The organism is uncultured Halomonas sp. (assembly GCF_947501415.1).
In the GTDB taxonomy this organism is placed as follows: Bacteria; Pseudomonadota; Gammaproteobacteria; order Pseudomonadales; family Halomonadaceae; genus Halomonas.
The window spans coordinates 42173-54578 of sequence record NZ_CANMVL010000028.1; the positions used below are offsets into that span (position 1 = coordinate 42173).

The window sequence follows — 12406 nt, forward strand, 5'->3', positions numbered from 1 at the left end:
CTCAGGCGATTTCCTTCAGCCCCCGATTCTCCTTCAGCTCCTGGACGCGTAGCTTGTCGAGCTCCTTGCGCTGCTGCTGGTTATGGCGCTGGGCGCGAGTCAGCAGGGCCCGCAGGCGTAGGTAGGCGCCGCTCATGGCCAGCATGCCGAGCAGCACGCCCACCGCCAGTGAGGCCAGCAGCCATACCGACAGCGAGGCGGGAGGCAGCTCGAACCAGATCAGGTTGAGGGGCAGGGCCTCACGGTTGTTGACCGCGAACAGGATGCCGACCAGTAGAACCGCCAGCAGGATGATGGCCAGGATCAGGCCTTTGAGCCAACGCATGCGTAGTGTCCCCATATGGATGTAGGAATGTTGGGCCGGGTGAGCGAAATGCCGAGTTCAGTAGCCCAGCTCGCGGCTGGCATCTACCTGCTCGCGTAGCTCCTTGCCGGGTTTGAAGTGTGGCACGAACTTGCCGTCCAGCGCGACCGGTTCGCCGGTCTTGGGATTGCGCCCGACCCGGGGTTCGCGGTAGTGCAGTGAGAAGCTGCCGAAGCCGCGTATCTCGACGCGGCCCCCGGATGCCAGCGTCTCGGTGATGTCGTCGAGAATCAGCCGAACCGCCGATTCCACTTCCTTGAGCGACAGCTCGGGCTGACGCATGGCGATCTGTTCGATCAGCTCGGACTTGGTCATCTTGGATCTCCATTAGCGGCGCGGCTGTTATTTTCTTTCAAGCATACTCGGCAAAGCGAGACAAAACAACGCACTACGACCATGGGTAGAGACCGGGATCCATGACCGACGTCAGCTGTGTCGAGGCATCGCCTCGGGTATACTGTCAGGACATCCCCAAGGCAAAGTCGAGGTCGACCTTGAACGAACCATCAAGCCCCGAGGCGGCACAGCGAAAGCGACTCTATTGGCACTCGCGTCGCGGCATGTGGGAGCTGGATCTGCTGCTGGTACCCTTCCTGGAACAGCGCTATGACGCCCTCGAGCCCGCCGACCAGGCGGCATTCCGCGACCTGATTGACGAGGAGGATCAGGACCTGTTCCTGTGGTTGATGCGTCGCGAACTGCCTGAGGAGCCGGTGCGTCGGCGCATTGTCCAGATGATCATCGAGCATGCCGAGAGCGCCGACAGCGTGTCGCATCGGCCGGTCTAGGCTGGCGCTTCTGGCGCACCTTCTGCCGACCGCCGGGGTGGTCGGCCTCCTCGTCAGCGTGCTGCCTCCGTGGTTGTGGTTGCCGGTTGCCCTCTGTCTGATCGTCATCACGGTAGGGTGCGTGCTTCACCAGCCCCAGGGGGAGTTGAGTGCACAGGCGCTGCCCAGCGGGGAGCTGCAGTGGCAATGGCAGGAAGCCGGGGCGTCCGTCCCGCAGCCGGTCAGGCTGCATTGCGACTATCTGGGTCCCTGGCTGATCGGGCTTAGACTGAATGGCCGTCGGCTGTGGCTATGGCCAGATAGCTGCTCGTCGTTTGATCACCGAGAGTTGCGTCGTTATCTGATCCGTCACTAGGCCACCCCAGGCCCGATGGTGAGATGGATGAGGCGACTCTCGAAGTAATGTGTGGGCCACCATATACTCGCGCCCAACGGTCCTTCTGCCCCACAGGCCTGTTCAGTCGAGCTCGGCCAGCCGTAGCCGAGAGGGGCGGGGATGGTGGTCGGCGTGATGTGGGCAGTCCGGGTTGTAATGCAGGCCGCGGGACTCACGCCGTCCCTGGGCGCTGGCCACGGTCAGGCGTGCCAGGCGTAGTGCGTGCCACAGGCTCGAGAGCTCGATGCCTGGCTGGCCCTGCCGGACGACCGGTGAGATCTCCTGTTGTAACTCGGCCAGCGCTTCGGCTGCCTTGAGCAGCTCGGCGTCGCGGCGCACGATGGCCACCCGGGCACTCATCTGGAGGCGCATTCTTTCGCGCCATTCGTCGAGCTGTGCCGGGAGTGGCGCGGCCTCGATGATGGCCGAGCTGCAGATGGAGTGAGAGAGTGTAACGCGCGGCGCATCACGTAGAGCGGCGGCGCAGCTGCGTGCATAGACCAGACACTCCAGCAGTGAGTTGCTGGCCATGCGGTTGGCACCGTGCAGGCCTGTGCAAGCGACCTCGCCTACCGCGTGGAGGTGCTCGACATCGCTGGCACCATGCCGGTCGGTTGCCACACCGCCACAGCTGTAGTGGGCCGCCGGAACCACCGGGATCGGAGCGTTCACGATATCGATGCCACGCTCGGCGCAGTGGCGGTGGATGGTGGGGAAGTGCTCGCGGATCGCCGCTTCACCCAGGTGGCGGACATCCAGGAAGACATGGTCGCTGGCGGTGCGCTGCATTTCGCTGTCGATGGCGCGGGCCACCACGTCTCTCGGAGCCAGCTCGGCGCGCGGGTCGATCGCCGGCATGAAGCGCTCCCCGTGAATATTGAGCAGCTTACCGCCTTCGCCGCGTACCGCCTCGCTGATCAGGAAGGGCGCTCCTTCGGGGTCATGTAGACAGGTAGGGTGGAATTGCTGGAACTCCAGGTTCATCAGCGTGGCACCGAGCTCGGCGGCCATCAGCATGCCCTCGCCGCTGGCGGGCTTGGGGCTGGTGGTGTATCTATAGAGACCGCTGGCGCCACCGGTGGCCAGTACGGTGTCGTGGGCCGGCAGGTCTATTCGCTGGCCGACGCTGTTCAGGCAGCGTGCGCCACGGCACCGGCCGGCATCATCCTGTAGCAGGCCGATGGCGGTGAGGTCATCGCGAATCTGGATCCGGGGATGTGCCACGACATGAGCCTTGAGAGTGTCCATCACCGCTCGTCCGGTGGCGTCGGCCGCATGGATGATGCGTCGCGCGCCGTGTCCGCCCTCGCGGGTGAGGTGGTAGGGGTAGTCGGCCTCAGGGCTGGCGTCGCGTGTAAAGGGCACGCCGAGGTTGAGCAGCCACTCGATGGCCTCCGGTCCCTGCTCCACGGTGAAACGCACTGCGCTCTCATCACACAGGCCATCCCCAGCCACCAGTGTGTCCTGAACATGGGCCTCGATATCATCGCTGGGGGAGAGTACGGCCGCGATACCGCCCTGGGCCCAGCGACTGGCGCCCGGGTCGTCGCTGGCCGGGCGCAGCAGTGTGACGGCGCGGCGGTCGGCCACCTCGAGGGCGAGTACCAGGCCGGCGACACCGCCGCCGATGATCAGCACGTCATGGTTGCCGTGGGGCATCTTGCGCTCCTTTGTCGGACGTGGCGGTATGGCGGCGAGCCCACTTGCGACCCGAGGCGCGGCGCAGGCGCCGGCTGGGCAGCCGGGTCAGGCCGCCCAGGCGTGTGACCAGCGCCTCGGTCAGCCGGGCCAGCTCGCGATTTAACCAAAGGTAGCCACTGGGACTGAACAGGGCGCGCCCCTCCGGGCTGACCGCGGTGGTGGCCAGCGGGGCGTGACGCTGCAGGTCGAACTGGCTGATCTCGACGTCGATGGCCTGGCCGGTACGCACCTGGTAGGCCAGGGTGCCGAGCTCCCTGGAGAGGCGGTGCTGTTCGTCGCGTAACCCCTCCATCGCCTCGATGCGGTCGTGGCCGGCGCGCGTATTCCAGTGGGTCTCGAGCAGCAGCTCGATGGTCGAGAGCATGCGCCGCTGCAGGGAAATGACGTCATCCAGCTCGTTTCGACTCAGTCGACGTTCACGGTGGATGGCATCGACCAGGCCGCGCTGCTTGATCAGTGCCGAACTGGTCGCCTTGAGCAGGGCATGGGTGTCGATATCCAGGGCGGCCGTGGCGGTGGTGTGGGCATGAAACAGGCGCGCCAGGCGGTCGAGGTTCTCCGCCAGCATGAAGCGCAACATGTCGGTGGCCTTCTGAGGCAGGACCAGCATGGTGGTGGTAATGCCGATCAGGGTGCCAAGCAGCACATTGAAGGCCCGCCACAGGCCCACATCGAGTGCGTGATTGCCGTCACCGGCCACCAGCAGCAGACTGATGGCGAACATCAGGCCGCTGTAGCCGTGGCGGTTGCCGAAGGTGAACCAGGTGGCGACACCGATGGCGATCACGCTACCGGCAGGGATCAGCGGCGCCAGGTCGCCGGGGAGTAGAATCAACAGCAGTCCGCTGGCCGCGCCGAGAAGAGTGCCGAGCAGCCGTTGGCGGCCCTTGTCGAGTACGCCACCGATATGCGGCAGGTTGCCCATTACCATGACGGTGCTCACCAGCGCCCATCCTGAGTGAGGGATCGTCAGAAAATGAGTGAGCAAGAAGGATGCGGTCAGCGCCAGCACGACACGAAGGACATGCAGCCGACGACGATAGCGATAGGTAAAGAAGGGATCGCGCAGGGGCGGCAGGTTCATCGAAGATTGCCCCGCAGGGTATCTGTCTAGCCCATCAGCGGTTGCCTGGTGCCCGGAGCCGGGCTCGAACCGGCACGGTGTCGCCACCGAGGGATTTTAAGTCCCTTGCGTCTACCAATTTCGCCATCCGGGCGGCACGGTGTCGGGCAGTACAGAAGAAATAGGGGAGTGGAGGCTGGAGTCGGAATCGAACCGGCGTACACGGAGTTGCAGTCCGCTGCATGACCACTCTGCCATCCAGCCTCATGAGTCGGGCCATTCCGAAGAATGGAGCGGGAAAGGAGATTCGAACTCCCGACCCTCGCCTTGGCAAGGCGATGCTCTACCACTGAGCTATTCCCGCCTGACTCGAGAACGTATTATACGGATAAGCCGGTGACAGTCAAGCCTTTTCCTATCTCCTCTACTCTTCCCCTCTTTTCTGCTCTTTCCTCTTTTACATGGAACGCCTGAGATGGGGCCAGGCCGCGCGCAGATAGAGAACCATCGACCAGAGTGTCAGCACGGCCGCCGCATAGAGAGTCGCCACGGCGAGCATGGCAACAGGCGTGCCGGGGGCGAAGGCCAGCAGCAGAAAGATGGCCACCATCTGCAGGGTGGTCTTCAGCTTGCCGACCCACGACACCGCCACGCTGCCCCGCTTGCCCATCTCGGCCATCCACTCTCGCAGCGCGGAGATCACGATTTCGCGTCCGATGATTACCAGCGCAGGGAGGGTAAGCCAGACTGCGTCATAGCGCTCGATCATCAGCGCCAGTGCCACCGCTACCATCAGCTTGTCGGCGACCGGGTCGAGGAAGGCGCCGAACGGTGTGGCCTGGTTCCAGCGTCTGGCCAGATAGCCGTCCAGCCAGTCGGTCACCGAGGCCAGGGCGAAGAGCGCGGCCGCCAGGGGCATGCTCCAGGAGAGTGGCAGATAGAACAGCACTACCAGCAGCGGGATGAAAGCGATACGGGCCAGGGTAAGGATATTCGGAATGTTCATCGCGCGAAGCTGTCCTTGCCGGTGAGAGGAGCGTTAAGCGTTGGCGTATTCTATCCCCCTTGGCGAGCATCATCCATGCAGAGCTTGATGGATCGTCTCGGCCAGGGTGGCGCTGATGCCAGGCACACGGGCCAACTCGTCACGAGTCGCCTGCTTGACCCCCTGCAGTCCGCCGAAGAAGCGCAGCAGCTCGCGCCGGCGCTTGGGGCCCACGCCGGGGATGCCTTCGAGGGTCGAGGTGCGGCGCTGCTTGTCTCGTCGTGTGCGGTGACCGGTGATGGCGAACCGGTGCGACTCATCGCGGATATGCTGAATCAGGTGAAGGGCAGGGGAGGAGGGCTCCAGGTTCAGCGTCCTGTCCACGGTTTCCAGGAATAACGTTTCCAGGCCCGCCTTGCGGGTGGTGCCCTTGGCCACGCCGAGAAGCGCCACGCCGGTGACTCCCAGGGACGCCAGTACCTCGCGGGCCATGTTGAGCTGCCCCTTGCCGCCATCCACGACGAGCACGTCCGGCGTCTGCCCTTCGCCCTCTTTCAGGCGACGAAAACGACGGGTGAGCGCCTGCTGCATGGCCCCGTAGTCATCGCCCGCCGCCACCCCTTCGATATTGAAGCGACGATAGTCCGACTTGCGTGGACCGTTTTCGTCAAACACCACGCAGGAAGCGACCGTGGCCTCGCCATGACTGTGACTGATATCGAAGCACTCGAGCCGTGCCGGCGCTGCTGCCATGCCCAGGGCGTCGCGCAGTGCATCGAAACGTTGCGCAAGCTGGTTGTGATTGGCCAGCTGGGCGGCCAGCTGCTGTTCTGCGTTGGTGAGAGCCAGCTCCTTCCACTGGGCGCGATGACCGCGCACCTGATCGGTCAGCCGCACTCGGCGGCCGGCCTTTTCGGCCAGTGCCTGGGCGATCAGCTCGGCGTCCGGAACGGCGTGACTGGTGATCACCTCCCGAGGGATCTCCCGGGCCTGGCCCAGATAATACTGGCTGATGAAGTCGCCCAGCAGCGCCTCTTCCGACAGGTCGAGGCCATTGGCGGGAGCGTGATGGCGCGCTCCCAGCAGCCTCCCCTGGCGGATGGCCAGTACCGAGATGCATAACGCTCCGGGGCGGCTGGCCAGCGCGAAGGCGTCGGCGTCGCCATCACCGGTATCCACAAACTGGCGTTGCTGCAGTTGCCGCAGCTGCTGGATCTGGTCGCGCAGGCGGGCCGCCTCCTCGAAGGCCAGCTCACGGCTGGCGGCTTCCATCGCGGTAGTGAGCTCCCGGGTAACCTGTTCGCTCTTGCCTTCCAGGCACTGCACGGCGTGCTCCAGATCGCGGCGATAGTCGGCCTCGGAGATGTATCCCACGCAGGGAGCGCTGCAGCGATCGATCTGGTACTGCAGGCAGGGTCGCGAGCGGTGGGCGAAGACGCTGTCCTCGCAGTTGCGGATGCGGAATATCTTCTGCATCAGAGAGAGGCTGTCGCGCACCGCGTGGCTGCTGGGGTAGGGGCCGAGGTAGCGCCCGTCATCTCGGCGCTGGCGAACCCGCTTGTACTCCAGCGCCGGAAAGGGGTGGCGGTCTGTGACAAAGATGAAGGGGTAGGACTTGTCGTCGCGCAGCAGGATGTTATAGGGCGGCCGCAGCTCCTTGATAAGTGTCTGCTCGAGCAGCAGGGCCTCTGTCTCGCTGTTGGTCACCGTGACCTGGATATCGGCGATACGCGCTACCAGTGCCTGGGTCTTGGCGTTCAGTGCACCACGGAAATAGCTGGCGAGACGAGCCTTGAGGCGGCGCGCCTTGCCAATATAGAGCGTCTCGCCGCCCTGGTCGAACATGCGATAGACGCCGGGGGCCTCGCTGACGCTGGCCAGAAAGCGGCGATGGTCAAAGGTCATCTGGCGAGGTTACTGCATGGTGGAGAAGCCTTCCACCAATCCATGGCGCAGGCCCAGATGGGTAAGCTCGACGTCAGACTTGACGCCCAACTTCTCGAAGATGCGGTAGCGGTAGGTGTTTACCGTCTTGGTGCTGAGAAAGAGTCGGTCCGAGATGTCGGCGACCTTCTGGCAATTGATGATCATCATCGCCACCTGCATCTCTCGGGAGGAGAGCTCATCGAATGGATTCTCGGGTGAGTCAATCCGCGACAGCACCAGGCGCTGGGCCACGTCGGGGCTGACATAACGGTGCCCCTGGAATACCTCGCGGATGGCACCGACCATCTCCTCGTGTTGGGAGCCCTTGCTGACAAGGCCTCGAGCCCCGGCGTCCAGCAGCCGTTGAGCGAAGCTGTCCTCCAGCCAGGCGGTGAGCACCAGTACGCGAGTGTCCGGGAGGGCGCGGGTGATCTTGCGCGTGGCCTCGAGGCCCCCGATACCTGGCATGCGAATATCCATCAGCACCACGTCAGGCTTGAGGCGCCGGGCCTGGGCGATGGCTTCTTCGCCGCTGGCCGCCTCGCCGGTGACCCGCAGATCCTTTTCGGCATTCAGCAGATGGGCAAGGCTGGTTCTTATCAGATGGTGGTCATCGGCAATGAGTACCTTGATCAATTTGATTCGCTCCTGAACGACTCGACGGCAGCAAACTGGCTCATCGCATGATGTAAGGGTAACTGTTGGTGACAAGCCTGCCACACAGGGTGGCGGCGAGAAAAGACTACTTAGGTTGCTATACAAAATGGTGGGCAAACAGAAAAAAGAGTTGACGGTAACCTCATGTCACCGTATTATATGCCCCGTTCTCGCAACGGCGAGACGGTGTGGGGCCTTAGCTCAGCTGGGAGAGCGCAACACTGGCAGTGTTGAGGTCAGCGGTTCGATCCCGCTAGGCTCCACCAACAAGATTCAATGAATTAGCCGCCTGGCGCACTGCGCCAGGCGGCTTTTTCGTGGTCGGTCGCACACAGTCGTGCGTGGGTGAGGCACGACCCCTGGCATGGGGATACGCCAACAGAGGTTGTTACCCCCGGCACGACGGCCGGGGGTGGTGTGGCTTATAGTCCGATGGCAGAAGAGGTGGAGCGGCGAGGGTCGGCCCCACCGTAATACATCTCGTCCTCGATCAGGATCGACTGGGCGGCACCCATGGCCGATTGCTGGCTGATGGTGTGACCGCGCTCCCTGAGCAGTTCCAGCGTATCGGGACTGAAGCCGGCCTCGGTACGGATTTCGTCGGGCAGCCACTGATGGTGCATGCGCGGGGCGCTGACCGCCGACTGGATGTTCATGCCGTGGTCGATCACGTTCATCAGCACCTGCAGGGTGGTGGTGATGATTCGCGAGCCCCCGGGGCTGCCGGTGACCAGGTAGTTCTTGCCATCACGCTTGACGATGGTCGGGGTCATCGAGGAGAGCATGCGCTTGCCGGGCTCCACCTTGTTGGCCTCACCGCCGATCAGACCGTACGCATTGGGGACGCCGGGCTTGGCCGAGAAGTCATCCATCTCGTTATTGAGCAGAAAGCCGGCACCGTCGACCACGATGCCCGAGCCATAGCTGAAGTTGATGGTATAGGTGTTGGAAACGGCCAGGCCATTGTCATCCACGATGGAGAAGTGGGTGGTCTCGTTGGATTCGTAGTCGACCGGATTGCCGGGGGCAATCTCGGCGCTCGGGGTGGCCTGTTCACCGATCTGGTCGCGCAGCTCGGCGGCGTACTCCTTGGAGGTGAGCCCGGCCAGTGGTACATCCACGAAATCGGTGTCACCGAGGAACTCGGACCGATCGGCATAGGCACGTTTCATGGCCTCGGCCATCAAGTGCATGCTCTCGGCCGAGCCGAAGCCCATTTCACCGATGGGGTACTCCTCCAGGATGTTGAGCATCTGCACGATATGGGCGCCGCCGGAGGAGGGCGGGCTCATGGCGTAGATATCGTGCCCTCGGTAGGTGCCGTGACTGGGTTCGCGGATCACCGGCTGGTACCCGGCCAGATCTTCTTGCGTGATCAGGCCGTCGTTGCGTTCCATTTCGGCGACGATCAGGCGAGCGGTTTCGCCTTCATAGAACTCCCGCGCCCCCTCCTCGGCGATACGTTTGAGGGTGGCGGCGAGGTCGGGCTGCTGGAATAGGTCGCCGACCTGATAGGCGCTGCCGTCTTCCTTGAAGAACTTGGCCATGCTGGCATCCCAGGCCTCGAAGCGGCCACGGGTATCCTGCAGCCCCTTGACGAAGCGCGGGGGGACGGTAAAGCCATCCTCCGCCAGGCGTATGGCCGGCTCCAGCGCCTCGGCAAGGCTCAGAGTGCCGTACTTCTCCAGCGCCAGGGCCAGGCCGGCCACGGTGCCAGGCACGCCTGCTGCCAGGTGTGTGAAGCGTGAACGCTCGGTGACTGCCTCGCCACTCTCGTCCTGGAACATGATCTCGAAGGCCGCCGACGGTGCGGTCTCGCGATAGTCGATGGCGATGACCTCATCGTTCTCCTCATCGGAGATCAGCATGAAGCCGCCTCCCCCGATATTGCCGGAGCGCGGCTGGGTGACCGCCAGGGCAAAGCCGGCGACTACCGCCGCGTCCACGGCGTTGCCGCCATCCGCGAGCACATCTCGGGCTACCTCGGAGGCAAGAAAGTGGCTGGTGGCCACCATGCCGTCGCGACTCTCCTGAGGATGGAAGCGTTCACCCTCGAGGATGGCTTGTTGGGAGAAGGCGGCGGGTGATGCCAGCAGGCTCGCCGAGAGGAGGGCGATGGTCAGGGCTCTGGGCGCAGGGGGCGTCAGAAAACGAGTGCTCATTGTAGTGTCCCTTGTTTTGGTGAGCAGAGTGGCAGCCTCGTATGCGGGGTATGCCGTCGGGTTCTGCCCTCATCGCCAGCCTGTGGCGATCGAAGGCAGGAACGACCGGCGGCCCGCCGGGCCGCCCATTCAGTTAGGTTCGATAGTCTGCTGCTGTCAAACCGACGAGCGTGATGACGCTCGCCGGCGGCCGTATCAGGGTGTGGCGTGCCAGAAGGGCTGGCCCAGGGTCGGCGTGCTGGGGCTGGCGGTCTGGCGACGCTCCATCAGGCCGGCGAGATAGGCCTCGCGACCCGCCTCGATGGCGCGGGCGAAGGCGGCCGACATCTGTGCCGGGCGGCGTGCCTTGGCCACGGCGGTGTTGAGCAGCACACCATCAAAGCCCATTTCCATGGCTTCGGCGGCCTGGGAAGGAGCCCCGAGGCCGGCATCGATGATCAGTGGCACGTCGATGCGCTCGCGCAGGGTGCGCAGGGCGTAACGGTTCATCAGGCCACGCCCGGTCCCGATCGGTGCGCCCCAGGGCATCAGGGCCTGGCAGCCTGCCTCCTGGAGGCGCTGGCATAGCACCAGATCGTCGGTGCAGTAGGGCAGCACCTTGAAGCCCTGCTCGACCAGCTCCCGAGCGGCTTCCAGCAGACCGAAGGGGTCGGGCTGAAGGTTGTAGTCGTCGCCGATGACCTCGACCTTGATCCAGGGTGTGTCGAACAGTTCCCGGGACATCTCGGCGAGCGTGATGGCTTCCCGGGCAGAGCGACAGCCGGCAGTGTTGGGCAGCAGGTGGCAGCCGCTTTCACGCAGAATCTGCCAGAAGGCATCGCCGTCGCCATCGGCGTTACCGCCGCCGGGATTCTGGCGACGCAGCCCCAGGGTCAGCATCGCGCAGTCGGCGGCCTCGATGGCGTCCTGCATCACCTGGGGCGACGGGTAGAGGGCGGTGCCAAGCAGGAAACGGCTGTTGAAGCGCTCTTCATAGAGCACCAGCGCATCGTCATGGGGTGATTGGGTGTGCATTAGCCGCCTCCTACCGGGGCCACGATATCGATACGGTCACCCTCGCCGAGGGTGCGCTCGGGCCAGGTGGAGCGCGGTGCGAAGGCATCGTTGATGGCTACGGCCACGCGACGCTCTCCATACCCCCACGCTTCCAGGGCCTGGGTCAGGGGGGTGCCTTCGGGAAGCCGGGCGGGCTCGCCGTTGAGGCTCAGGGTGATCTCATGCATGGGGTCACTCGCTTTCACGACAGGGTCTCCTGGGGGCGGAGCCGTCCAGTAGGTCGGCGAAGGGGTTGTCACCGTGGCCACGAATCTCGCTCAATAGATGCTCAACCACGGCTGGGGCAAGCAGATAACCGTGGCGAAACAGTCCATTAGCGCTAATCAATCCATCGCTTAGGGTAACCTGGGGCAGGTTGTTGCGAAAGGCGGGGCGCAGGTTGACACCCTGCTCAAGGATGCGTGCCTCGGCGAAGGCCGGTGACAGAGTATAGAGGGCGCTGGAAAGCTCCAGGGAGGATTGCAGCGATATCGGTGAGCGATCTTCGCTCTCGATGGAGGTGGCGCCGATGACGAAGCGTCCATTGGGCTTGGGGACCACATAGAGCTGGTAGCGCGGATGCATCAGGCGCACCGGCCGCGTCAGTGTGATCTCGTTGGTCGTTACATGCAGTGTTTCGCCGCGCACGCCGCGCAGGGTGGGGTGATTGGTCTTGGCGCCATGGCCACGGCAGTCGATCACCAGGTCGAAGTGGTGCGTTCCCGTTGGGGTGGTCACTTCGCCGGGATGCACTTTCACCGGGGTATGGGCATGGCACTCACCGCCAAGCTCGCGTATCGCCCCCAGCAGCCGTGTGAGCAGCTCGCGGTTATCCAGGTGTGCTTCGTCGGCAAGAAACAGGCCGTGGCGGAAGCGAGTCAGATCGGGTTCCAGATGATGTATGCCGCTGCCATCCAGCTCCTGATAGAGGGCGCCTTCTCCCAGGGTGTCGGCAAGGTCACGGCGGAACTGGATCAGCTCGTTGCCATCCTGGGGGTGGGCAACCACCAGGCTGCCGTGCTGGTGCCATAGCTCCGACGCCTGGAGTTCGGCCAGCCATCCGGGCCAGCGATCGAGAGCCATCTGCCCCATCTCATAGACACTGCGCTCGCTGACAACCGTTTCGGCCAGGGGAGCGACCATGCCGGCGGCGGTCCAGGCTGCGGCGGGCGGCGTGTCAAGGTCACCTGCATCGTAGAGGCTGACGGCATGGCCGTCGCGCAGCAGGTGCCAGGCTGTCAGGCGGCCGAGCAGGCCGGCGCCGGCGATGGCGAAGCGGCGTTGTGGGGTGGCGTTCATGAGGCGTGCATCCGGCAGTTGGCAGTGTGGAGATCAGGCTGGATGCAGGG

The 12406-nt window shown here is 64.2% G+C and carries 13 protein-coding genes and 4 tRNA genes; 3 read left to right on the forward strand and 14 right to left on the reverse strand.

Annotated elements, in window-relative coordinates:
• Nucleotide 1 precedes the first annotated feature (1 nt).
• Both Q0894_RS14355 and Q0894_RS14360 read right to left on the reverse strand, forming a co-directional pair.
• A complete protein-coding gene (locus Q0894_RS14355; protein ID WP_299236583.1) occupies nucleotides 2-325 on the reverse strand; it encodes a LapA family protein in 324 nt (107 codons plus the stop codon).
• 57 nt (nucleotides 326-382) lie between these two features.
• Nucleotides 383-679 carry an integration host factor subunit beta gene (locus tag Q0894_RS14360; RefSeq protein WP_195687245.1) on the reverse strand — a complete coding sequence of 99 codons (297 nt, stop codon included), beginning with the start codon at nucleotides 677-679 and terminating at the stop codon, nucleotides 383-385.
• 179 nt (nucleotides 680-858) lie between these two features.
• On the opposite strand from Q0894_RS14360, the gene Q0894_RS14365 reads away from it, so the two are divergent.
• Together Q0894_RS14365 and Q0894_RS15790 are read left to right on the forward strand one after the other, a co-directional pair.
• Nucleotides 859-1152 (forward strand): succinate dehydrogenase assembly factor 2, encoded by a 294-nt coding sequence (locus tag Q0894_RS14365; protein ID WP_299236587.1) that lies wholly within the window; start codon nucleotides 859-861, stop codon nucleotides 1150-1152.
• Nucleotides 1112-1507: a protein YgfX gene (locus tag Q0894_RS15790; RefSeq protein WP_366131030.1), complete on the forward strand. Its 396-nt coding sequence runs from the start codon at nucleotides 1112-1114 to the stop codon at nucleotides 1505-1507. The genes Q0894_RS14365 and Q0894_RS15790 overlap by 41 nt, the downstream gene beginning before the upstream one ends.
• Before the next feature lie 102 nt (nucleotides 1508-1609).
• Here Q0894_RS15790 and nadB read toward each other — a convergent pair whose 3' ends face one another.
• The 8 genes from nadB to Q0894_RS14410 form a co-directional block, all read right to left on the reverse strand.
• Complete coding sequence (nadB, locus tag Q0894_RS14375; RefSeq protein WP_299236590.1) at nucleotides 1610-3187, reverse strand: L-aspartate oxidase; 1578 nt, start codon at nucleotides 3185-3187, stop codon at nucleotides 1610-1612.
• On the reverse strand, nucleotides 3168-4313 hold the full coding sequence (locus Q0894_RS14380) for an FUSC family protein (RefSeq protein ID WP_299236592.1): 1146 nt from the start codon (nucleotides 4311-4313) through the stop codon (nucleotides 3168-3170). Before Q0894_RS14380 ends, nadB begins: the two co-directional genes overlap by 20 nt.
• Before the next feature lie 46 nt (nucleotides 4314-4359).
• Nucleotides 4360-4446: transfer RNA gene (locus tag Q0894_RS14385), tRNA-Leu, on the reverse strand.
• Nucleotides 4447-4482: 36 nt separating this feature from the next.
• A tRNA-Cys gene (locus tag Q0894_RS14390) sits at nucleotides 4483-4556 on the reverse strand.
• Nucleotides 4557-4581: 25 nt separating this feature from the next.
• Nucleotides 4582-4656, reverse strand: a tRNA-Gly gene (locus Q0894_RS14395).
• Between the two features lie 93 nt (nucleotides 4657-4749).
• Nucleotides 4750-5298, reverse strand: a complete 549-nt coding sequence (pgsA, locus tag Q0894_RS14400) for a CDP-diacylglycerol--glycerol-3-phosphate 3-phosphatidyltransferase (protein WP_299236594.1) — start codon at nucleotides 5296-5298, stop codon at nucleotides 4750-4752.
• Between the two features lie 69 nt (nucleotides 5299-5367).
• The gene (uvrC, locus tag Q0894_RS14405) at nucleotides 5368-7182 is read right to left on the reverse strand and encodes an excinuclease ABC subunit UvrC (RefSeq protein ID WP_299236596.1); all 1815 of its coding nucleotides are present in this window, start codon (nucleotides 7180-7182) and stop codon (nucleotides 5368-5370) included.
• A gap of 9 nt (nucleotides 7183-7191) precedes the next feature.
• Nucleotides 7192-7839, reverse strand: a complete 648-nt coding sequence (locus Q0894_RS14410; RefSeq protein ID WP_195687239.1) for a response regulator — start codon at nucleotides 7837-7839, stop codon at nucleotides 7192-7194.
• A gap of 211 nt (nucleotides 7840-8050) precedes the next feature.
• On the opposite strand from Q0894_RS14410, the gene Q0894_RS14415 reads away from it, so the two are divergent.
• Nucleotides 8051-8126, forward strand: a tRNA-Ala gene (locus tag Q0894_RS14415).
• Nucleotides 8127-8282: 156 nt separating this feature from the next.
• Here the strand turns inward: Q0894_RS14415 and ggt are convergent.
• From ggt to thiO, 4 genes are all read right to left on the reverse strand, one after another.
• Entirely contained in the window at nucleotides 8283-10022 is a 1740-nt protein-coding gene (gene ggt / locus Q0894_RS14420; RefSeq protein ID WP_299236599.1) for a gamma-glutamyltransferase, read from the reverse strand.
• A 195-nt stretch (nucleotides 10023-10217) separates the two neighbouring features.
• The gene (locus Q0894_RS14425; protein ID WP_161422612.1) at nucleotides 10218-11036 is read right to left on the reverse strand and encodes a thiazole synthase; all 819 of its coding nucleotides are present in this window, start codon (nucleotides 11034-11036) and stop codon (nucleotides 10218-10220) included.
• Nucleotides 11036-11263, reverse strand: a complete 228-nt coding sequence (gene thiS, locus Q0894_RS14430) for a sulfur carrier protein ThiS (protein WP_202597161.1) — start codon at nucleotides 11261-11263, stop codon at nucleotides 11036-11038. Before thiS ends, Q0894_RS14425 begins: the two co-directional genes overlap by 1 nt.
• Nucleotides 11250-12356, reverse strand: coding sequence for a glycine oxidase ThiO (gene thiO, locus Q0894_RS14435; protein ID WP_299236605.1), 1107 nt, complete (start codon nucleotides 12354-12356; stop codon nucleotides 11250-11252). Before thiO ends, thiS begins: the two co-directional genes overlap by 14 nt.
• Nucleotides 12357-12406 lie beyond the last annotated feature (50 nt).